General features: G+C 50.2%; 18 protein-coding genes. All 18 read left to right on the forward strand.

Features of this window, described 5'->3' with window-relative positions; genetic code table 11:
- A partial coding sequence (locus VMX96_08855) for a CoA transferase (protein ID HUU64004.1) occupies nucleotides 1–901 on the forward strand: 901 nt, incomplete at its 5' end.
- Between the two features lie 35 nt (nucleotides 902–936).
- Entirely contained in the window at nucleotides 937–2,178 is a 1,242-nt protein-coding gene (locus VMX96_08860) for a CoA transferase (protein ID HUU64005.1), read from the forward strand.
- Nucleotides 2,179–2,273: 95 nt separating this feature from the next.
- Nucleotides 2,274–3,368: a Zn-dependent alcohol dehydrogenase gene (locus tag VMX96_08865; protein ID HUU64006.1), complete on the forward strand. Its 1,095-nt coding sequence runs from the start codon at nucleotides 2,274–2,276 to the stop codon at nucleotides 3,366–3,368.
- Nucleotides 3,369–3,430: 62 nt separating this feature from the next.
- Entirely contained in the window at nucleotides 3,431–5,146 is a 1,716-nt protein-coding gene (locus tag VMX96_08870; GenBank protein HUU64007.1) for an NAD(P)/FAD-dependent oxidoreductase, read from the forward strand.
- 128 nt (nucleotides 5,147–5,274) lie between these two features.
- Nucleotides 5,275–6,483 carry a CoA transferase gene (locus tag VMX96_08875; GenBank protein HUU64008.1) on the forward strand — a complete coding sequence of 403 codons (1,209 nt, stop codon included), beginning with the start codon at nucleotides 5,275–5,277 and terminating at the stop codon, nucleotides 6,481–6,483.
- Nucleotides 6,484–7,620 carry a 2-hydroxyacyl-CoA dehydratase family protein gene (locus VMX96_08880; protein ID HUU64009.1) on the forward strand — a complete coding sequence of 379 codons (1,137 nt, stop codon included), beginning with the start codon at nucleotides 6,484–6,486 and terminating at the stop codon, nucleotides 7,618–7,620.
- 9 nt (nucleotides 7,621–7,629) lie between these two features.
- Nucleotides 7,630–8,931: a 2-hydroxyacyl-CoA dehydratase family protein gene (locus tag VMX96_08885; protein HUU64010.1), complete on the forward strand. Its 1,302-nt coding sequence runs from the start codon at nucleotides 7,630–7,632 to the stop codon at nucleotides 8,929–8,931.
- Between the two features lie 31 nt (nucleotides 8,932–8,962).
- Complete coding sequence (locus tag VMX96_08890; protein ID HUU64011.1) at nucleotides 8,963–9,211, forward strand: ferredoxin family protein; 249 nt, start codon at nucleotides 8,963–8,965, stop codon at nucleotides 9,209–9,211.
- 14 nt (nucleotides 9,212–9,225) lie between these two features.
- Nucleotides 9,226–10,305, forward strand: coding sequence for a 3-methyl-2-oxobutanoate dehydrogenase subunit VorB (gene vorB, locus VMX96_08895; GenBank protein ID HUU64012.1), 1,080 nt, complete (start codon nucleotides 9,226–9,228; stop codon nucleotides 10,303–10,305).
- Between the two features lie 49 nt (nucleotides 10,306–10,354).
- Nucleotides 10,355–11,176: a thiamine pyrophosphate-dependent enzyme gene (locus VMX96_08900; protein HUU64013.1), complete on the forward strand. Its 822-nt coding sequence runs from the start codon at nucleotides 10,355–10,357 to the stop codon at nucleotides 11,174–11,176.
- 49 nt (nucleotides 11,177–11,225) lie between these two features.
- On the forward strand, nucleotides 11,226–11,753 hold the full coding sequence (locus tag VMX96_08905) for a 2-oxoacid:acceptor oxidoreductase family protein (GenBank protein HUU64014.1): 528 nt from the start codon (nucleotides 11,226–11,228) through the stop codon (nucleotides 11,751–11,753).
- A 13-nt stretch (nucleotides 11,754–11,766) separates the two neighbouring features.
- A complete protein-coding gene (locus tag VMX96_08910) occupies nucleotides 11,767–12,774 on the forward strand; it encodes a C-terminal binding protein (protein ID HUU64015.1) in 1,008 nt (335 codons plus the stop codon).
- A gap of 1,195 nt (nucleotides 12,775–13,969) precedes the next feature.
- The gene (locus VMX96_08915; protein ID HUU64016.1) at nucleotides 13,970–14,599 is read left to right on the forward strand and encodes an FkbM family methyltransferase; all 630 of its coding nucleotides are present in this window, start codon (nucleotides 13,970–13,972) and stop codon (nucleotides 14,597–14,599) included.
- Nucleotides 14,600–15,005: 406 nt separating this feature from the next.
- Complete coding sequence (locus tag VMX96_08920) at nucleotides 15,006–15,686, forward strand: glycosyltransferase family 2 protein (GenBank protein ID HUU64017.1); 681 nt, start codon at nucleotides 15,006–15,008, stop codon at nucleotides 15,684–15,686.
- A 33-nt stretch (nucleotides 15,687–15,719) separates the two neighbouring features.
- Nucleotides 15,720–16,649: a glycosyltransferase gene (locus VMX96_08925; protein ID HUU64018.1), complete on the forward strand. Its 930-nt coding sequence runs from the start codon at nucleotides 15,720–15,722 to the stop codon at nucleotides 16,647–16,649.
- A gap of 107 nt (nucleotides 16,650–16,756) precedes the next feature.
- Entirely contained in the window at nucleotides 16,757–17,554 is a 798-nt protein-coding gene (locus tag VMX96_08930) for a hypothetical protein (protein ID HUU64019.1), read from the forward strand.
- 81 nt (nucleotides 17,555–17,635) lie between these two features.
- Nucleotides 17,636–18,610 carry a glycosyltransferase family 4 protein gene (locus tag VMX96_08935; protein ID HUU64020.1) on the forward strand — a complete coding sequence of 325 codons (975 nt, stop codon included), beginning with the start codon at nucleotides 17,636–17,638 and terminating at the stop codon, nucleotides 18,608–18,610.
- Between the two features lie 234 nt (nucleotides 18,611–18,844).
- Complete coding sequence (locus VMX96_08940; GenBank protein HUU64021.1) at nucleotides 18,845–19,795, forward strand: GDP-mannose 4,6-dehydratase; 951 nt, start codon at nucleotides 18,845–18,847, stop codon at nucleotides 19,793–19,795.
- The last annotated feature ends 33 nt before the right edge of the window (nucleotides 19,796–19,828 follow it).

Raw genomic sequence — 19,828 nt, forward strand, 5'->3', positions numbered from 1 at the left:
CATAATTGTGACCTCCATAACTCCCTTTGGCCAGACTGGTCCGTATGCTCGCTACCAGAGCACCGATCTTGTCGGCTGTGCCATGGGAGGCCTGGTACGCATTCTGGGCGAATTGGGCCGCCCGCCCGTGCGCATGAGCTGTGACCCACAGGCCTATTTCCAGGCTAGCGTCCACGCCGCCCTGGGCTCGATGGTGGCCCACTACCACCGTGTGCTTACCGGGGAGGGGCAGCACGTCGATGTTTCCATGCAGGAGGCGGTGTCATTGAGCACTATGACCGCTGCCGAAGTGTACGATCTGATGAAGGTCAACGTCATCGGTACGGGACAGTTCTTCATAAACCCCAGGCCGGAGCCCTATGGCCTGCTCTTCCTGCGCTTCGTCTTTCCCTGCAAGGACGGGCATGTGGTGATCTATTACGTTGGTGGGGCCGCTGGTCTGATCCAGTCCTCCCAGGCTCTATTGGACTGGGCCAACGAGGAAGGGATGGCCCTGGAGCTTAAGGGCTATGACTTCAGGCAGTGGGACGGATCGACCATGGCACAGCAGGAATTGGACCCGCAATATAAGGCCATCATCGAGTTCCTTATGACCAAGACTAAAGATGAGCTGTTTGAGGAGGCGATCAAGAGGGGCATCAAGCTCGCTCCCTGCGCCATCACTGAGGACATAGGCAGGAACCCCCATCTCCAGGCCAGGGGATTCTGGGAGGAGGTAGACCACCCAGAGCTGGGGGAAACCATAGCCTATCCTGGAGCCCCGGTGAGGATGGAAAAGGCTCCCTGGAGAATCCAGTGTCGCGCCCCACTCGCAGGCGAGCACAACGAGGAAGTGTACGGAAAGGAGCTGGGATTCTCCAGAGAACAGATGGCCATTATGAAGGCCCGAAACATAATTTGACACTCTAAGAATAACTCTGGATGTAGGAGAGAAGAATGACAAGGCAGGTATTCGAGGGCATAAAAGTGTTTGATTTCGCCTGGGCTGCGGTTGGGCCTCAGGTAGGTCGCGAGCTTGCTGAGCATGGAGCCACGGTGATTCGGGTGGAGAGCCATCGACGTCTTGATTCGCTGAGAACGAGTGGCCCCTTCAAGGATGGCAAGCCCGGCATCAACCGCAGCGCTATGTACACAGCATACAACACCAACAAATACGGGATCAGCCTGGACCTGAATAACCCCAAGAGCAAGGAGGTGGCCAGGAGGCTGGTGGCATGGGCTGATATCATCGCTGACAGCATGGCCGTGGGAACGATGGCCAAGTTGGGGCTGGACTATGAAAGCTGCCGCAAGATAAATCCAGGAGTCATCTACTTCAGCACCACCCAGCAGGGACAATACGGCCCGCACAGTGGCTTTAAGGGGTTTGGGCACCACGCCAACGCTTTACTCGGCCTTTGCACTGCCACCGGCTGGCCGGACAGCGAGCCGACCCTGCCCTTCACCCCCTACTGCGATTACATCGCCCCGTGGTATTTAATCATAGCCGTAATCGGAGCTCTTTTACGGCGGCATCAGACGGGGAAGGGAATGTACATCGAGCAGTCACAGTTCGAGGCAGGACTGAGCTTTATAGCGCCCCATCTGCTGGACTACACGGTCAATGAGCACGCCGTCACCCGCATGGGAAACCGTGACCGCTACATGTCCCCTCACGGCGTTTATCCCTGCCGCGGCGCAGACCGCTGGGTGGCCATTGCCGTAGCTAACGAAGAACAGTGGCAATGCTTTTGCCCGGTAATAGGCCATCCCGACTGGACTAGGGACCCCAGGTTCGCCACCATCCTCAGCCGGAAGGAGAACGAAGACGAGCTAGACAGGCTCATCGGCGAGTGGACTAAGGACTACGCGCCGGAGCAGGTGATGACTATGATGCAGGATGCCGGGGTGCCGGCGGGGGTGGTACAGACAGGTGAAGACCTCCTCAATGACCCGCAACTAAAGCACCGTCAGCATTTTCGAGTGCTTGACCATCTTGAAATTGGTCCCCATTCTTATCATGCCCCGGCTTATCGCCTTTCACAAACCCCCTGTGATATAAAAAGGCCGGCGCCATGTCTGGGTCAGCACAACGATTATGTCTATAAAGAGATCCTGGGTTTTTCCGACGATGAGATAGCTGACATGCTGGTGGAGGGGGTGATAACCGCTGATGCTGATGCTCCCACAAAGATGTAGAGGTAGTACTTGACATAACTGTGTACAACACTGGCCACCTGCATTGCCGGGGTGTTTTTCCGAAGAAGCATAAAGCAAGAAGTGAGGAGGGTGTCATGAAAGCGGCGGTACTATATGAAGTGAATAGCCCCTTCCGTGTAGAAGAGGTGAGTCTGGATGAGCCAGGTGACCAGGAAGTACTGGTCAAAATGGTAGCTACGGGATTGTGCTACTCTGATGTTCACTATATCCACGGCGACGCGCCCTGTATCATGCCTGTCGTATTGGGGCACGAGGGAGCCGGAATTGTGGAAAAGGTGGGCCCTGGCGTAACCACACTCCAGCCTGGTGACCATGTGGTGCTTATGGCGGCCTGGTCATGCGGGAAATGCCGCTTCTGTGTTGAGGGGCGGCCCGGCATGTGCTGCAGCCAATGGATAGTGTACAACTTGATGGGTACGCTGCCCAGCGGAGCCAAGCGTTTGCGTAAGGGCAACCAAGAGCTGAACCACTTCTTTTGCCAGTCCTCCTTTGCCGAGTATGCTGTGGTTCACGAGCGCACCGCGATAAAGGTCAGAGAGGATGCTCCTCTGGAGGTAGTGTGCCTTTTGAGTTGCGGTACCACCACCGGCATAGGCTGTGTGCTCAACAGGGCAAAGCTAAGGCCCGGCGAAAGCATAGTTATCTACGGCTGCGGCGGTGTGGGACTAAGTGCCGTGATGGGGGCCAAGCTGGCTGGAGCCGGGAAGCTCATAGCTGTGGATACGCTGGACCGGAAACTGGAAAAGGCCAAAGAGCTTGGGGCCGACTACGTTATCAATGCATCGCAGGAGGACCCGCCACAGCGTGTTATGGAGATAACCGGAGGGGGAGCGGACTATTCAGTTGAGTGTATCGGAAATGTAGATGTTGTGGCCCAGGCCTTGGCCTCGATTCACAACGCAGGGACCTGCGTCGTAGCCGGAATGGCTCCTATAGACAAAGTGATTTCTATTGCCCCCTTTGAATTCCTCATAGGGAAAACCATCACCGGAACTCTCCAGGGGAACATACGTCCGCCGGTGGATGTGCCCAAGTATGTCGATTTGTTCATGACAGGGAAGCTCCCCATTGATAAGCTGATCACCCGGAACTACAGCCTGGACCATATCAATGAGGCCTTTCAGGCTTTTGAAAAGGGAGAGGTAATACGCAGTGTAATTCGATTTTAACGCTTGCTTTCCAAAGGCTGGTCATTGCCTAAAGATACTAAATTTCTTGAAAGGAGGTAGTGGTGCCCGATGCAACGTATGATGCGGTAATAATTGGAGGGGGGACTAAGGCTCTATTCCTTGCCATGTATCTGATCAAGTACGGTGGCATGAGCGTTGGTATATTTGAGAGGAGGCATGAGGTTGGCGGCTGCCTGGCTACTGAGGAGACCTCGGCACCAGGTTTTCGTGGCAATACCCATGCTACCATAATCACCCCTCTCTACTACGCGCCGCTCTATCGTGATTTTCCTAAATTCTGGGAGTATGGGGCCCAGAGCGACCAGTATCTTGTTGCCGAAGGTGCCGTTTTCAAAAACAACAACACCTGCCTGACTATCTACAGCGAAAAGCACGATCCAACGCAGGAGAGGACTGCCAGGGAAATCGCCCGGTTCTCGCCGAGGGACGCCGAAAAGTGGCTCAAGTGCTGGGAGTTATTGCAGAGTGACGAGGCGAAGAGGGTGGTCGTAGACAGTCTGTTCAGCCCCGCTGAGATGCGTAGCGCCCCTGAGGTGCTGGAACGGCAAATGGCTGTATACCCAAAACTTGTAGAAGCTGGCTTTGAACCTGACTCCCTGGTCCTGGCAGCCAGCTATCTGCGTTGCGCAAAGGAATTCTTTGAAAGCAAGGAGTTGCAGTATTGCATTATGCGATTCGTACTTACACAAAGGGATGTCAGTGAGACCGGAGTCGGGGCAGAGATGTTCAGTTGGACAGCCAATCTGCCGACCATCGGCTTTGCCCGGGGAGGGACTCACCAGATAGCTCATGCTGCCCATCAGATATTGGTGCAGAGTGGGTGCAAGTTCTTTACCCATTGCCAGGTAGACAAGGTTATCATAGAGAACGGAACCGCCACAGGCATCCGCCTCGCCGATGGTTCTCGGATTGCAGCCAGGAAGCTGGTGGTGAGCACCTTAAACCCAGCCCAACTTTGCTTCGATTTGATAGGCAGAGAGTATCTGGACGACCGGACTGTGCGTCGTGTGGAGGCTTTGGAAAGCGGCTTCCTGTGCTTAATGTGGTACTCCTTTGCTTTGCGTGAGGCTCCTAAGTATGAGGCGGCAGCCTTTAATACTGATATAAAAGAGACCTTCTGGCTCGGGCTGGCAGAGGACGCTGACCCAGAACATATAGCCAGGGAGTGCCACTATCAGAAACTAGGCAGGTTTCCTCCGCTAGAGGACTACTGCCCTGCTATTACGTGCAACAGTCTGGTTGACCCTGCCTATGCACCTGCGGGGATGCATGTTGCCCACAGCGAACAGCTCGGCCTACCCGCCCCTACCTATACCGAGAGGCAATGGCTGGAAATAAAGAGGAAGTATCTTCAGGACCTGCTTGCCGTCTGGCAGAGGCATGCGCCCAATATGACCTGGGACAATATCATCGGCGTGGACACTAACAGTCCCTACGACGCCTTGCGGATGAAGAACCTCGGGCCCAACGGGAACATGGCCGTTCTTGATTGTTCGCTTTACCAGCGTGATGCCAACAGGCCTACCCCTGAGTTGGCCAACCACAGAACTCCTATAAAGAATCTTTATGCTACAGGATCAGCTTGGTCTCCTGGGGGGTGGGCTGCCTCATCGGAATCTTACAATTGCTACAAAATCGTTGCTGGTGACCTGGGGCTGGGCAAGCCGTGGGAGGAGCCGGGGAAAGAGGAACCGGATTCCCTGGTTCAGGAGGTCCGAGCCGTGGGTAAGAGGATACGAGACTTGTTCAAAGCGTAATGGGGCAGGGAACCGTCAGCCATAACCAAAGAAAAACGTAGCTATCCGGTTATGGCGTTGATCAAGCAATCCTACAGCTTGAAGACGATATACACTCCAAATGAGGCATGTACATAGGAGGTCATATCATGATGCCGCTAGAAGGAATCAGAGTCGTAGATTGGTCCGCATGGCAGCAGGGGCCGGTGGCCAGTATGATGTTGGGAGACCTAGGAGCTGATGTGATTAAAATCGAAAATCGTGAAGGTGGCGACCCCGGTCGGGGAATCATCGGTACGGGTGGGAATTCGTTCAATCTCGCCGAGGGCCGCCATGCCTATATCGAAGCGCATAACCGCAATAAACGAGGCATCACGCTGGATGTAAGGAAGGACAAGGGCCGTGAAATAATGTACCAGTTGGTAAAGCAGGCCGATGTCTTTGTCCAGAACTTCCGTCAGGGAGTTGCTGCCCGGTGGGGCCTTGACTATCAAACGCTTTCCGGTATTAATCCACGCCTTGTCTATGCTACAGCTTCGCCCTGGGGGCCTGAAGGACCTGAGAGTAACCGGCGCGGCTACGATTACATGGGCCAAGCACGCTCCGGTTTCATGTCGGCCGTAGGTGAGCCTGATATGCCACCGTTGCTGGCTGCCAGTCCCATCGCTGATCAGATGGGGGCCATTATGCTGGCGTACGGGATCTTGGCGGCGTTATTTGCCCGCGATCGTCTTGGTGTGGGACAGGAAGTCAACGCGTCACTGCTTGGCAGTATGATATGGCTTCAGTGCCTTAGCATCAACACGAGCCTTCTAGCAGGATGGGAGATGCCTCGGCAAGCTAAATCGCAGGTATGGAATCCAGTGTATTGTCACTACAAGTGCTCCGACGGTAAGTGGATAGCATTAGGCCTTCTTCAATCAGACAGATATTGGGCGGATTTCTGCAAGGCGATGGAGCTGGAGAAACTGGAGAACGACCCCCGATTCGAAAACCTGGTTCGGCGGGCTATCAACAGCAAAGAGCTGGTGCCAATCCTGGAATCGCGCTTTGCCTCAAAGCCCAGTGACGAGTGGGTCGAGGTTCTCCAACAAGCAGAGTTGCTATTCTGTCGCGTAAATTCCATTTCCGACCTCATCAATGACCCTCAGGTCACTGCCAATGACTATATCACTGAGCATGATCACCCCGCACTGGGCAAAGTGAACATGGTGGGCTTTCCTATACATATGAGCGAGACGCCTTTATCGGTGAGAATGCCTGCTCCTGAATTGGGTCAGCATACCGAAGAAGTGCTGCTTGAATTGGGGTATTCCTGGGAGGACATCGTTAAGCTTAGAGAGGAGGAGGTCATCTAGATGACTATCTCTAGCCGAGGGCTGGAGCGTGCCTGGGAATTATGTCAGGACCGTATGGGTTATGCCCGTGTGATGGCAGCCAAAGGCAAAAAGGTCATCGGGTACTTCTGCTGCTATACCCCTGTGGAACTCATGACAGCTTCAGACTTGGTCCCGTACCGGATAGGCGGACGAATAGACGAGCCTGTTAAAGAAGCAGATGCCTATCTGGAGACTTGTGTTTGCTCATACGTCCGTAGTGCTTTCGATCTGGCTATTCGTGGCGAGTACGATTTTCTACATGGCCTGGTAGTACCGCATACATGTGACGCCATGTGGCGCATCCTTGACATATGGAAGTTACATAGGCCATTGGATTACACCTATTTCATCGAGGTGCCTCACATGGTAGGGCCTTCCTCCTGCCACTTCTTGGAACAAGAACTGAAGCTCTTCAAGAAAAGCTTGGAGCAACTCGTAGGTAGGAAAGTTACCGATGACGCGCTGAAAGAGGCCATTGACACCCATAATCGTGCTCGAGCCCTACTCCGGGAGATATACCAGTACCGCAAAGCAGATCCTCCGCTGATTTCAGGTACGGAGATCGCCCGAGTACTGGCAGCAGGGAGAGGACTTCCAGCGGGGGAATTCAACGAGTTGCTACTTCAGGTGATACATGAGATCCAGACCCGCGAAAGTAAACCCCGCAAAAAGAAGCCACGTGTGCTGATCTATGGTGGAGAGGTCGATGACCCTGCAATCATAGAGCTCATCGAGGAATGCGGTGCTGCGGTGGTAATGGATGATCTCTGCACCGGTTCACGTTCCTTCTGGGAACTAGTGAAGCCACAAGAGAATGCCATGGAAAGTCTGGCCGCTCATTATGTCGATGATATGCGTTGTCCCCGCACGTTCCGTCCCGGCAAGGCTGAAGAGCGCTTCCTATATCTCGTAGACTTTGCACGAGAGTTCAATGTTCGAGGGATCATTCTGTACTTGTATCGGTTTTGCGATGGCCATGCACTGGAAGCCCCTGGTCTTAAAGCGTATCTCAATCGGGAAGGCTTCCCGGTATTGCACCTTGAGGAGGAATATACTCTACTTACCAAGGGCCAGCTCAGAACGCGATTTCAGGCCTTTGTCGAGACGCTTGGCTAGGTGACATATATGGTAGATAACACGGATAAAAAGAAGGAAAAAAGAACCCAGAGCGCACGAAACGTCCGTCCTCTTGTTGAGTCTATGTACCTTCGGGCTTATCAGGCTAGGGAGCGAGGACAGAAGGTCGCTTATTGCATGGTGATGAGCCAGTATGACGAAATATTGGCAGCTATGGACATAGTGCCAGTTTGGACTGAGAATTATGGTGGCTTGTGCGCTGCCCTGGGTACCGCCCAGCCGTTTCTTGAGAAAGCCGAGGAGGAAGGCTACTCGAATCTGATCTGTGGCTATGCTCGCACCGGAATTGGCTTCGATGCTCTCCGTGCCGAGATGGGGGAAGCTCCCCAAACACCTGATGGGGGGATGCCGATGCCTGATATGTTCTTGGGAAGTAGTATCGGATGTGATACGCGCTTTAAATGGTACCAAGCACTGGATCACTATATGGATGTCCCCATCTATTGTATTGATGTCATCGTACCACCCGTTGATAGGGATTTGCACGAAATCAAGGATTTCTATGTCAAATACCAGGCTGAGCAGCTCCGAGGACTGGTTAAATTTCTGGAGAAGACAACCGGATGCCGGCTGGATCACGATCGGCTGATGAGCATCATCCATCGTGCTGAGGAGGCGCGCCATTGGTGGTGGAAAGCTCAACAGCTATGCAGGGCAATTCCCGCGCCCATGTCGGCCCGAGATCACTTCAACATCTTCGTACCCCACCATTTCATGATCGGTGAGGAAGCCACTCTGGACTTCTATAAAGAGCTTTATCAAGAGCTTAAGGACCGGGTGGACTCTGGAATAGGAGTAGTGGATAATGAGCGGTATCGATTACTCTTTGCTGGCGGGCTTCCCCCCTGGCATAGCATGGGTATCTTCAGCTATTTCGGCAGTCTGGGGGCAGTATTTCCAGCTCAATTGGCTTACCCCCCACCAGATCCTTTTATCATCCCGGACAACATTAACGATCCTATTGAGCTAATGGCGTTGCGAAGCTTCGAACGCTTTACATACCGATGGGAACAAGCTCATAGGGGATGTGGTGATTTCTGGGTGCAACACATCTTGGATCTGATACCTGAGTTTAATATCGATGGGCTGGTAATGCATGGTGTCATGTCGTGCCGGGCTACCAGCATGGGGCAGATATACTACCAGCACGCTGTTCAGAAATATGCCAAATTAAGGACCCTGTTCATAGGGAGTGACATCGTGGATATACGAACATACTCAGAGACTCAAACGAAAATCCAGATAGACATCTTCCTGGAGACAGTAGAGACATATAAAAGTAATAAGTAAGAAACTGAGTCTAATGTAGCGGGAGGAGAAAGTGGCCAAAGGAGAGATAGTAATAGATGAGACGCTGTGCCAGGCATGTGGCTTCTGCGTCGAGTTCTGTAACAAAAAGTGCATTACGATCCCTGAGAATCGCCTGGGGCCCAAAGGCTTCCCGGTAGCAGTGTTCTCAGCGCCGGAGAAATGCTCCGCCTGTGGCATCTGTGGATGGATGTGCCCTGATTTTGCCATCCAGGTGTACAAGTATGTCGAAAGTGAAGCGAACATCCATCAAGGCAGCTAAGGAGGAAGAGTCTTATGGCAGATAGGCGTTTGTTATCAGGAAATGAGGCAATCGGATGGGGAGCGATTCTTGGAGAGTGCAAGGCTTTCTTTGGCTATCCGATAACCCCGCAAAGCGAGATCCTGGAATTTCTGGCAACTGAACTGCCTAAGGTGGGTGGTGTATTCCTCCAAACTGAGGATGAGATCGCTGCTGTAAGCATGGTCTATGGCTCGTCCATGACCGGCACTCGAACAATGTCTGCTACCTCCTCCCCGGGCATAAGCTTGATGCAGGAGACCGTTTCCCTGATGGCTTATTTAAAGGTGCCATCAGTAATCGTTGATGTTTGCCGGTTCGGTCCGGGCAGCGGAATGGCACAGACATCACAGACCGACTATCGGCAAGTTACCAAAGGAGGCGGGCACGGCGGGTATCGTTGTATTGTACTCGCCCCGTCATCAAGCCAGGAATGCTGTGATCTGGTACAGCTGGCTTTATGGCTCGCCGATAGGTACCAGATGACGGTTTATGTTCTCACCGATGCCACCATAGGTCAATCCTGCGAACTAGTAGATCTAAAAACCAGGGATTTCGGCGCACTTCCTGATAAGGACTGGGTCATTAGGGGGCTAGATGCGCGTGGAGGGGTGCGCCAGAGAATCCACCAGCACATGTGGGATTATGTAGGTTATCATCAGGACATGAACGAAAAATATCAGGAGATCGCCGAAAACGAAATAAAGTATGAAGCTTATTGCGCGGATGATGCTGAAGTGATCCTGGTAGCATACGGCTACGTTTCTCGAATGGCAAAAGGAGCGGTGGACCTTGCTCGAGAAGAGGGCCTGAAAGTGGGACTGCTGAGACCAATAACCCTTTGGCCCTTCCCAACGAATATGCTCCGCGAGTTGGGCTCCCGAGCCCGTCGTGTACTAGTGGTGGAACACAGCTCTGGTCTTCTGGTCGAGGACGTGGAATGTGCTCTCCAAGGAAAGGTGCCGGTTCACTTACTTGGTATTTGGGGTACCCATAGGCGCGATAGTTCGGGAATCATCTATCCAGAGAGGATAGTCGAGGAGATAAAACAAATGGAAAGCGTGGCTAAATTGTGAGAGGGGTAATAGCATTCGATCGTATCGGCAATGTCAGGAGGTGCGCATAATGGGAAAAGGAGCAGTGATAAAGCAACAAGTCGTAGGCAAGCCCAAGGCAGTGCAATTGGATTTCATGCCGTTCAAATTCTGTCCGGGCTGTCATGAGTCTTTAGTTTGGCGGGCTCTCGGCGAGGTTATCGATGAACTCGACATCCAGGGTAAAGCTATTGCCTGCCTGGACATTGGGTGCAGCGGAGTATTAATGGTCGGCTTGGCCGTTGATGGTCTCCACTGCCTTCACGGACGTTCCACTGCAGTAGCGGCAGGTGTCAAGCGCGTGCTGCCTCAGGCGATTTGTTTCAATATCGGAGGCGACGGCTCTTTGGGTGCTATTGGCGCCGGACATATGGTTAACGTTATGATGCGCTCCGATCCCATAACGACCATCTTTCTTAACAACTCCGGATATGGCATGACCGGAGGGCAAGTTGCTCCCACCTCGCTTATTGGGTTGCGAACTACTACGACTCCTGAAGGCCGCGATGTGCAAAGCACTGGATTCCCTCTCCACCTAAGCGAGATCGCTGCCACCATGCTGGGCACTGCCTATGTGTCTCGAGTGAGCGTGCACACGCCGGCCAACTACCAGAAGGCTAGGAAAGCGATCAAGACCGCTTTCCAGAAACAGATGGATGGAGTGGGCTATAGTTTAGTGGAAATTCTCTGCGCCTGCCCCCCCAACTGGGGCCTGAGTCCGCTAGCTGCCAATAGTTTCGTAGAAGAGAAACTCATCGGCGAGTTCCCACTCGGCGAGTTTAAGAATGTAGACAAAATAGAGTATACGGTCGACCCGGAAATCAACAGAGTCGGCCGTGTCAAACGCGGATAATCGGGGGTGATCAGTGCAAGAGAAGGATCCAAATCGCTTTTCGGTTCTTATGAGCGGCCTTGGAGGTCAGGGGTTGCTCACCATGGGCAAGGTCTTGGCACAAGCGGGTAGCTCACACTATCGATATGTGACTTACCATCCGAATTATGGTCCTTCTATGCGCGGAGGTGAATGCGAGTGCACAGTGACGTTGTCCAATAAAGAGAACACCTCTATTGCGTCTAGGAATCCCTCGGCCGCCATCCTAATGGGGGCCGGAGCCTGGATGCTGCACGAAGCACAAGTTAAACCGGGGGGGCTATTGCTGGTGGACAGCTCAATTGTTGCTGAGCGGACTACTCGGGACGATGTGACGGTGCACTATATCCCGGCAACACAGATGGCCCTCGAGTTAGGCGCAGCTATGGTATCTAACCTGATCCTGCTCGGTGCATACTTAGAGGTAACCAAAGCTCTGCCCCTCGAGGCGATTGAGAAAGCCCTTAAGGACAGGTATACAGGAACCAAGGGAGAGCGTTTTCTTTCCATCGATCTAGAGGCTATCAAGCTTGGGGCCGAGTTTATAACCGATTCATAAACTGGAGGGAGACATGGGACCTAAGATCGTTTGCACTATGCCGATTCTGAGTACTCCCTACCACGATGAAGTTGCCGAGAGTCTGGGTGGCGAGATAATAAGAGTACAGTGCGCCACCGAAGAAGAAGTCATAAATGCCTGTCATGATGCTGATGCAGCGATGGGGGCAATAGAGCCCTTTAGCAAACGGGTCATCGACGAACTTGATAAGTGCCAAATAATAGCCCAGTTTTCTGTTGGCCATGACCATGTTGACGTTGGGGCAGCTACTGAGCGTGGCATCATTGTTGCCAATGTTCCTGATTATTGTATCGATGAGGTATCTGAACAAGCCCTTACATTCATACTCGCCCTCAATCGCAAGATATTTCGCCTCGATAAGGCTGTGCGGAATGGCAAGTGGACAGGGGATGCTATGGGAATTGTGTTCCCGCTTTCCAACATCCGGGGACAGACACTGGGGCTGGTAGGCTTCGGTCGTATCGCTCGTGCGCTGGCATCGAAAGCACACGCTTTAGGTATGAAAATAATCACCTATGATCCCTACATTCAAGCAGACATGGTCCAGGAGCAAGGGGCTGAGCTAGTAGATTTGAACCAACTCCTCGCCAATTCGGATTTCATTTCCGTTCATGTGCCATATACAGAGGAGACTCACCACCTATTCGGTTTGGAGCAGTTCAAAGAGATGAAATCCAATGCGTACTTTATAAACACTGGACGTGGTGGACTGGTGGATGAGGCTGCCCTTCATACAGCTCTCACCGAAGGTTTTATCCAGGGAGCAGCAATCGACGTAATGGAGGAAGAGCCACCCGATTCCAATAATCCGCTATTCGGACTGGACAACATCATTATTACCCCTCATACGGGAGCAATGTCCAATACCTCAATGTCGGAGTTAATGCAGCGACCCATCGAAGAGGTGGCCCGCGTCTTTAGAGGTCAGTGGCCCAATGGCTTTGTGAACCCTGAGGTTAAAGAGCGTTTCATCGCCCGCTGGGGAAAGACTATGGAATAACCAGCCGCAGAGCCAGCAGGGAAGAGTCTCATGTAGGGTTTAAGTCATGATGATGTGTGATATTAGAAGCGGAACCAACGAGGATTGCTTTGTTAAAAGGGTAGTGGACTACTGGCTGCGCAGGACACAAGAGGTGCTGGAGAGGGTGGAAGGATAACTGAAGAAAGAGTCACATATACATCACATCCACATCGCAGATATTGCAGAAAATGATATCAATGTTATAATAAGCATGGTCGAGAGTCTAAGTGATGAGTCCCTGACTGGTTGAAATCCAGGAGTATAAGAAATAGCGAGTTAGGGAGTTAAAATCAGGATTTTAGGCTCCTCCAGCTACGGAAATACCCCTCAATAACTTTTAATCAGGGTGTCGCGGGTTCGAAACCCGCACGGCTCACCAGCTATAAAATCACCTTTGTTTGAAGCCTTTTTCCTCTCAATTTTTACCTAACCAGGCAGTCTTTGTTGCGGAAATCCTTTTGCCGAATCAGGCACTTACTACTTGGGCTTTCGACCATGCTCGTTATAGAGATTGTCGGCATTTTTTACAGTATCCGTGGTGTGGGTGTGATGTTTGTGTGATGCGGAAATCTGGTGAAGCGATAGGATAGTTCTCCCGCCATAAATCTGCCTGGCTGGGCAATAAAAGCACATATATGCCTGTTACAAAGTGCCTAGTATGCTTTTTATAGTTGGGTGGGAGTTGATCAAAGCAAGGTAACACCATGACTATCAAAGACCTGGACCGGTGGGAATCATTGGAAATGGTGCAGCGGTATACGAGGTCTGTGCGCTTAAGTGATAGCCTGAAATTTCGTAAGCCGCCACTGGGTTGAAAGCTGTCGTTCTGGGGAACTTTTAAAAAGGGATTTGGCGGTTGGGGGTAAACATAAAAATACGCTACAAAATGCAATCTACGGAGATTCTTGACATTAGATTAGCCAATAATCTATTCTACATTCAAAAGGAGTAGACTAACGCAAGCATATTATATGAAATGTTTTACTGTGGCAACTTTAGGATTTCTGGCTATCAGAAGGTTAAAGTGAAAATACGGTCGTTGCTTCGGACATTATTAGAACTAATACCAAAGTCGTTGCTTCGGACATTATCCAAACTATTACCAAAACGGTTCCGCCTCCCTGCCAGATATGGTTATCACCGTGTATTTGGAAAAATAGAAGAGGAACTCTTTATGCTACAAGATTTGATTGGCACGGGACAGACAGCCATTGATGTGGGGGCAAATTTCGGCATATGGAGCTATAAACTTTCGAAGCTGTTTCAAAGAGTGGAGGTATTCGAGCCTCTTGTGGATTGCACTGCTGAAATAAAGGCTTTTCGTGCAAAAAACATTACTGTTCACGATGTCGCTCTGTCCTCTGCAGAGGGATTTAATGAACTGCATATATCTGTTGCTAAGGGTAGACTTCAACATGGTCTTGCAACATTTAGCAATGTCGTAGGGGAGCATAGGACTATACTCGTACCAGTACGTACTTTGGACAGTTATAATTTCTCTAATGTTGCATTTATTAAGATTGATGTAGAGGGCCATGAGCTCGAGGTGATAAAAGGCGCAGAAATAACAATAGCTCGTGAAAAACCATTGATGCTTGTAGAGATAGAGCAAAGACACCTTAACTTTGCGATGGACATCGTGATTGAGAAGGTCCTCGGATTTGGATACGAGGCTTTTTTCCTTTACGGTGGTCAATGGCGTCCGTACGTGGAATTTTCATATGAAGTTCATCAAGAGCCGTTCTTGAGCGATGTTTACACTAAGTGCTATGTCAATGACTTCCTGTTCAAACCACGAGTGTAGGCTTGGCCGTCACGTGCTTCAAAACGCCTGTCAAAAAGGTAGACATATTGACTCTCCCGACCAGTCTCAGTATATATTAAGCTTCTCTTGTTTTAGTCTTGGCCATTAATGCCTGCCCTCCTCCAAATCCGCCTGGCTTGGCTCTTTTCGCCCATTATAGCGCTTAAGCAGTAACAAGCACATGTATGCCTGTTGCAGAGTGTCTAGTATGCTCTTTACAGTTAGGGGGGAGTTGATACGAAGCAAGGTAATACTATGACAATCAAAGACCTGGGCAGGTGGCAATGCCTATAGGTTATCCTTATACTAATCTAGCTAACAGGAAAGGTTTATGGTATCATGGCTATAGCTAGCTTAGCTGTCTATTATGTAAAAGACAGTTACCCTTGGCATGAGAGGAAGTGCGATGAAAGAGGTCTCCATAATCTTCCCCGCACTGAATGAGGAGGACACGATCGGGAAGGTCATCGATGAAGTTCCTATGGAGGGGCTGGAAAGGAAGGGCTATCGGGCTGAGATCATAGTGGTTGATAATGGGAGCACCGATAAGACCAGGGAGATCGCCGAAGCAAAGGGAGCGCGGGTTATAACGGAACCACGCAGGGGGAAAGGCAGGGCGATGAGGACAGCCTTTGAATCGGTTAGTGGGGACTACGTATTCATGATAGATGCCGACTTCACCTATCCCGCTACCTATATCCCTCTAATGCTTAAGCTCTTGGAGGGAAAATACGATGTGGTGCTGGGGTCACGGATCAAGGGGCAGAGGGAAGAAGGAGCGATGACAAGGTTGAATATGGTAGGAAACCTTCTGCTTGCTTTACTGGCCGATCTCTTATACAGAACAAGGATAAGCGACCCCTGTACCGGTTACTGGGGGTTTAGGGGGGAAGTGGCCAGAGGCTTAAAGCTGGATGCCGTCGGATTCGAGCTTGAGGTTAGCATGCTAGTAGAGATCGCCAAGAAGGGTTATCGCATTGGTGAAGTACCTATTTATTACAGAAGAAGGCCAACCCCTACCAAGCTCCGTGCACTAAGAACTGGCTTTAAAATAGGGCGAACGCTTGTAAGGAAGCGGTTTCACTGAGGGAACGGGCGTCGTTAAGATAATAAGGTCACCATGCTTGTATCCATTATAGTATGCACCCACAGCTTGGATAACTTCCAGAATCTTATTGATGCGGTTGATAGCCTGCTGAATCAGACTCATAAGGAGATCGAGATTATCATAGTTGTTGATGGCAATAAGGAACTATACGAGAGGCTCGTGAAAATCTATGATGCCCAGGGCAACGTAAAGATTATGTTAACTGAGGAGAGCTTGGGAGCATTTGGCGCTGGGAATGTCGGTGTGAAAGCGGCGCAGGGCGATGTCATTGCCTTTCTAGATGATGATGCGGTTGGTGAAAGAAGATGGATAGAGAATCTGGTCGACATCTACGAAAAAAGCGATGCTATCTCGGTCGGAGGGAAAATCCTGCCTATCTGGCTCTCCAAGAAACCGGATTATTTCCCTGAGGAGCTTGGCTGGCTGGTCGGAATAACACATGAAGGGTTTGCCGATGAAAAAGTCGCAGAAGTCCGCAACACCTTTGGGCCAAACATGAGTTTTAGAAGGGGGGTCTTCGAAGAAATAGGCCTGCTCAACGAAAAACTCGGGTTTGCCAAGGGAGGAACCACTTATATGCAAGGGGCAGAACCGGAGTTTGCCTTAAGGATGAAAAACGAGCTGGGCAAGGGTGTAATCTACAACCCTGATGCCGTAGTTTATCACAAAATCCCCCCATCGAAGACAAGACCGCGAACACTCCTGAGAAGGGCCTTTTATCAGGGATACTCCAAGGCACTAATGAGAAGGCGTAGTCCGTCGCATGAGACCTTAGCGACCGAGGAATCCTACCTCAAGGATTTGCTCTTTAAATACATCCCCCGCAGGGTAAAAGGAATCTTTTCATCAAATGCTTCAAAGGAGATGAAACAGCTTTCCTTCTTGGCTATAACCATCATCAGCGTTGGCCTAGGGTTTCTATATGGATATGTGAAGAGGTGAGGGGGTTATGGCGAAGAAAATCCTCCAGGTATGCCCCGGATACTTCTCAGCCATTGGTGGGCTGGAAGAACACGTGAGAAAAATAAACGCCCCTGGGGAAAAGAGCCATGAATAAGGCAGTGGATGTCATAGTCGGTAGCCCAATTTGCCGTCGGGGGGCATTTATCATAGATAAATTTCTAGCAAATCAAAAAGAGATTCAGCAAAACTATCCTCAATCCGAGCTGGTTCTTGCTACCGAGGAAAGTGATTTCGTCGAGGAACTGGAAAAGCGTCTCAGTTTCTACGAGCTTAGGGGAAGGGTCATACTATTTGAAGTTATAAAGCCGGATTATGCACGAAGTAGACTATGGAACATAGCATGTGGCAGAGAAGCAATACGCCAATATGTTTTATTCCAAACTACGGCCAGATACCTTTTATCCCTGGATTCAGATATTACCTTTGACCCCTCCATCATACAGATAATGAAGAAGGAGATTCAAGGTAGCGATGTTGCTATTAGTGGAGTTGCCCATAGCCTACGGGCACTACGGGGAGGCCGTGTTACAACCCTTAGTCCGGTGAGTTGCTCACTGCTCATCAGGGGTACGCTCGAAAAGATTAAACTTAGATGCTATGAATTCAAGAATGGCGAAGTGCTAGATGATGGACATGCACTTGAAATGGATTTGGCCCGACTTAGGCTGAAAATCAAAAGGGGCTATTTCCTCTCAATCTGCCACTATAAAAATGAAAATGAGGCTGTATGTATTGATCCTCACCCATTGGGATTCCAAAGAATAACCAGCTCCTCATTTGCCAGGTATGCACTCATTAAAGCCAGCATCATGGTCAGGCATGATATATCATACAGACTACAGGTCCTTCTTTACAGGTTCCTTGGTGCCGTTAAAAGGACATAAATGAAGGTCCTCCAGGTATGCCCTAAATACTACCCCGCCATCGGCGGGGTAGAGCAGCACGTGAGGAACATAAGCGAGCGGATGTCTCGCGAGCATGAGGTCACCGTGTTTGCCACTGATCCCTCCGGGGAATTTCCCAAAGAAGAGACTATAAATGGGGTTCTGGTCCGGCGATTCAAGAGCTTCTCCCCCAGCGATGCCTATCACGTCTCCTTTGATATGCTGAGGGAGCTCAGGAGGTCCGAGTTCGATATAGTTCACGGTCATAGCTATCATGCCTTTCCCCTCTTCTTTTCCCGATATGGCAAGAAAAAAAGGTTTATAGTTTCTCCTTATTATCATGGGCATGGGCATACTCCCGTTCGAGATTCTCTTATAAGATTGTACAAACCCTTTGGGAAAAAGATATTCCAGGAAGCGGATATGGTAATCGCGGTTTCAAATTATGAAAAAGACCTCATAGCCAAGGATTTCAAAATAGCTGATGATAAAATTGCCGTAATCCCTATAGGGATTGATCTTGAGGAATTCAATAACTTGGAAAAGGGGGAGGGAAAGCATAAAACAATTCTATATGTAGGGAGATTAGAGGATTATAAAGGGGTGCAATATGTAATCCACGCCCTGCCCATGCTTAATGCAGGCTTTCGCCTGGAAATAGTAGGCAATGGACCATACAGAGAGCACCTTATAGGACTTAGCAGGGAGCTTGGACTTGAAAGCAGGATCGACTTTTATCAAGACCTGCCCAGGGAGGAGATACTCAATAGGTACGCCGCAGCAGGCCTCCTGGTGCTGCTCTCAAAATACGAGTCCTTCTCCATCGTAGTCGCCGAAGCCCTGGCATCCAGGACCCCCTGCATCGTTGCCGATACCTCGGCCCTAACAGAGTGGGTTGACAATAAGAACTGCTTCGGGGTTGATTATCCAGTAAATATTGCCCAGTTAGCAAAGTCGATATACGAAGTCATTGGCAGGGAAGTTGGAGAAGTGAAGCTCTGGGACTGGGACGAGGTTGTTGAGGAGACGGTCAGCATTTATAAGGGAAAAGAATGAAAATAAAGATGTTGACCGCGAAGCCGTATGCTTGCGGTATCAGAATCTACTCGCGAAATTTGGTCGAAGGATTGAGAGATTTTTCCCAGATGGTGGTCAAATAAATCTACTATCTATCTGAATGAGATCTCTCCACCAGACCAAAGAGGAAAGATCCACCTTTTTTAAAAGCCAATTGCTTTATAGCACTCGCGTGTCTACAATATTGCTAATACTAGAGGGGGTAACTATACAATGAAGAGGGCACTGATAACCGGGGTAACAGGTTTTGTAGGGAGTCATCTGGCTGAATATTTATTGAAAGAGGGAGTGGAGGTGTATGGGATAGCGCGCTGGAGAAGCAAGCTAGACAATATTGAACACATCACAAACAACATACAGTTGATCAATGCCGACATAAGAGACGGCCATTCATTAGAAAGGGTAATAGGGGAGTCAAAGCCAGACTATGTTTTCCACTTGGCTTCACAATCCTTCGTTCCGATGAGTTGGTGGGCGCCGGCGGACACCATGGAGACCAATTCAATAGGGACAATACACCTGTTTGAGGCGATTAGGAAATCGGAGATAGACCCCAAAATTCAGGTTGCAGGTACTTCAGAGGAATACGGGATGGTTTATCCCAACGAGCTGCCTATTAAGGAAACGAATCCTTTGAGACCTCTCTCCACTTACGGAGTATCAAAGGTAGCCCAGGATAAACTGTCCTATCAATATCACAAATCCTATGGCTTAAAGATTGTGGTCACCCGTGCCTTCAATCACACCGGGCCGAGAAGGGGAGAGGTGTTTGTAACCTCGAACTTCGCCAAGCAAATCGCAGAGATCGAGAAAGGAAAAGAGCCGGTAATATGTGTTGGCAACCTGGATGCTCGAAGGGACTTCTCCGATGTCAGAGATGTGGTAAGGGCATATTGGTTGGCACTGGAAAAATGCGAATTTGGCGAGGTGTATAATATCTGCTCTGAAAAAACGAGGACGATACAAGAGGTTTTAAATCTACTTTTATCCATGACCAATAAAAATATTGAGGTAAGACAGGAACTCTCTCGGATGAGACCTTCCGATGTCGAGATACTACAGGGAGACTGTTCAAAATTCAAACAGCAGACCGGCTGGAAGCCAACGATACCTTTTGAGAGAACAATGGAAGATCTACTTAATTACTGGAGAGGAAGGGTATGAGAAGAATCTCCGTTTTAGTATTTCAGAATCGAC

The organism is Dehalococcoidia bacterium (assembly GCA_035528575.1).
Taxonomy (GTDB): domain Bacteria; phylum Chloroflexota; class Dehalococcoidia; order E44-bin15; family E44-bin15; genus DATKYK01.

Excerpts from the sequence above, each read along its gene's own strand:
- VMX96_08860 (HUU64005.1), top strand. The coding sequence starts at position 937 with ATGACAAGGCAGGTATTCGAGGGCATAAAAGTGTTTGATTTCGCCTGG.
- VMX96_08865 (HUU64006.1), top strand. The coding sequence starts at position 2,274 with ATGAAAGCGGCGGTACTATATGAAGTGAATAGCCCCTTCCGTGTAGAA.
- VMX96_08875 (HUU64008.1), top strand. The coding sequence starts at position 5,275 with ATGATGCCGCTAGAAGGAATCAGAGTCGTAGATTGGTCCGCATGGCAG.
- VMX96_08880 (HUU64009.1), top strand. The coding sequence starts at position 6,484 with ATGACTATCTCTAGCCGAGGGCTGGAGCGTGCCTGGGAATTATGTCAG.
- VMX96_08885 (HUU64010.1), top strand. The coding sequence starts at position 7,630 with ATGGTAGATAACACGGATAAAAAGAAGGAAAAAAGAACCCAGAGCGCA.
- vorB (HUU64012.1), top strand. The coding sequence starts at position 9,226 with ATGGCAGATAGGCGTTTGTTATCAGGAAATGAGGCAATCGGATGGGGA.
- VMX96_08900 (HUU64013.1), top strand. The coding sequence starts at position 10,355 with ATGGGAAAAGGAGCAGTGATAAAGCAACAAGTCGTAGGCAAGCCCAAG.
- VMX96_08905 (HUU64014.1), top strand. The coding sequence starts at position 11,226 with ATGAGCGGCCTTGGAGGTCAGGGGTTGCTCACCATGGGCAAGGTCTTG.
- VMX96_08910 (HUU64015.1), top strand. The coding sequence starts at position 11,767 with ATGGGACCTAAGATCGTTTGCACTATGCCGATTCTGAGTACTCCCTAC.
- VMX96_08915 (HUU64016.1), top strand. The coding sequence starts at position 13,970 with ATGCTACAAGATTTGATTGGCACGGGACAGACAGCCATTGATGTGGGG.
- VMX96_08920 (HUU64017.1), top strand. The coding sequence starts at position 15,006 with ATGAAAGAGGTCTCCATAATCTTCCCCGCACTGAATGAGGAGGACACG.
- VMX96_08925 (HUU64018.1), top strand. The coding sequence starts at position 15,720 with ATGCTTGTATCCATTATAGTATGCACCCACAGCTTGGATAACTTCCAG.
- VMX96_08930 (HUU64019.1), top strand. The coding sequence starts at position 16,757 with ATGAATAAGGCAGTGGATGTCATAGTCGGTAGCCCAATTTGCCGTCGG.
- VMX96_08935 (HUU64020.1), top strand. The coding sequence starts at position 17,636 with ATGTCTCGCGAGCATGAGGTCACCGTGTTTGCCACTGATCCCTCCGGG.
- VMX96_08940 (HUU64021.1), top strand. The coding sequence starts at position 18,845 with ATGAAGAGGGCACTGATAACCGGGGTAACAGGTTTTGTAGGGAGTCAT.